The 1595-nt window shown below is 58.4% G+C and carries 1 protein-coding gene; it reads right to left on the reverse strand.

The features are described from left to right. Window positions 1–110 precede the first annotated feature (110 nt). The gene (locus BUE39_RS33575) at window positions 111–1286 is read right to left on the reverse strand and encodes an IS110 family RNA-guided transposase (protein ID WP_073432973.1); all 1176 of its coding nucleotides are present in this window, start codon (window positions 1284–1286) and stop codon (window positions 111–113) included. Window positions 1287–1595: the final 309 nt, after the last annotated feature.

The following is a 1595-nucleotide window of genomic DNA, read 5'->3' on the forward strand; positions in this document are numbered from 1 at the left end:
GCAAACGCGCGGACGGAAACCGCGCGTGCGCTTGCAAAGGCGAAAAAGTCGAGCAGGAAAGGCTGGCAGGCGCGGCCGATGCGCGTGAAGGAGGCGGCCTAATGATTTTGTCAAGCAACCGGCAGCGGTTTAGGGGCATAGGGTGTCCTGTTGTGGAGGATGGCCCACAGCACATTCACGCGTCGTCTGGCCAGAGCAATGATGATCTGATGATGTCGCTTGCCCTCTTTGCGTTTGCGTGCGTAGAACGCGGCGCTCTCGGGACAGCGCATCGATGCGAATGCGGACTGATAGAAGATCCGCTTGAGACGCTTGTCGCCCTTCTGAGGTCGTTTGAGCCAGCTGGATTTGCCCGATTGCTTCAGGACGGGAGCCAGGCCAGCGGCCGAAGCCAATGCATCAGGCGATCTGAAGCGGACCGTTGGGCCTGCCACGGCGATGAATTCTGCCGTCAACAGCGCCCCCATGCCGGGCAGGCTGCGAATGAGGGCGGCGTCAGGGTGTGTAGTCAGCCTTGCTTCAATGTCGCGGTCCAGTTCTGCTTCCCGCTGGCGATTGCGAAGCGCCTCATCAGCCAGTTCCCTGATGAGGCTCGCTGTCAATCGCTCGCCGGGCAATGCAATCGTCTGCTTACCGGCACAGGCTCGTACCTGTGTCATGAGCTTGCGTGCAAATGCCTGGACTTTTCCCGCTTTCAGCTCAGCAAAAATCTGGTCGTTGGAAACAGCACGAAACTCCTCCGGCGTGACCCAACAGCGCAGCAGGGAGAGATCCGTTTTTCTGCGCAAATCCAGACAATGCTCGAGCTCTGGAAAGATGCTTGCAAGCAGGTCATGCATGCGGGCCAACCTGCGAGTCTGTTCTTCCGTCAGGTCACGACGCCGGGAGACCAGCAACCGAAGCTCGATATCGATTTCGCTATCCGCCGTTACCTTGCGCAAATCCCGCCGGGTACGGATGAGATCGGCAATAACTCGCGCATCACGGGGATCGCTCTTGGCTTCGCCACCCGCAGTTCCTTCGCGGGCACGGTTCACGGCCACACCAGGAATGTGCAGCAACTCAAATCCGGCTTCCAGAATGACTGCCTGAATCAACGAGGCGATTCCGCCAAGGATGTCGATGCCGACGCGTACCGGCGCCGGCAGCCTTCGCAGTTCATCGACCAAAGCCTGCAGGTCAGCCGGGGTATTCAGGAGCTTGTGATTGAGCAACAGAACACCCTGCGTATCTACCGCGCAAACCCAATGCACCTCCTTGGCAACGTCAATACCAACGTTGGTCATGGTGGTTCTCCTTCTACGAATTACAGGCGACCCTTTTATGCCAACCCTGCCCTACATAGCGATGATCCGCAGCGCCTAATCAGTGGTCAAAAAGGGATGGCGAAGAGGGGGGATACGCCTCCGGAGCCATGGACGGCAGCTAGCATGAAAACCATCCCCTCCCGCCGCCTGACTCACATTCTTGCGCAACGGAATGCTTCTGTCAGGCACTGTCGAAACAGCACTTACAAAGGTAGGGCAGCATGAAGCCTCTTGTCAGATCCAGGCGGCCAACGGCCTATAGTGAAATCGTGCAGCACGCTTGCGACG

It is taken from the genome of Paraburkholderia terricola, from assembly GCF_900142195.1.
Classification (GTDB): Bacteria; Pseudomonadota; Gammaproteobacteria; order Burkholderiales; family Burkholderiaceae; genus Paraburkholderia; species Paraburkholderia terricola.

What these genes read in the sequence shown, in the direction of transcription:
- BUE39_RS33575 (WP_073432973.1), bottom strand. Translation starts at nt 1,286, where the DNA reads ATGACCAACGTTGGTATTGACGTTGCCAAGGAGGTGCATTGGGTTTGC.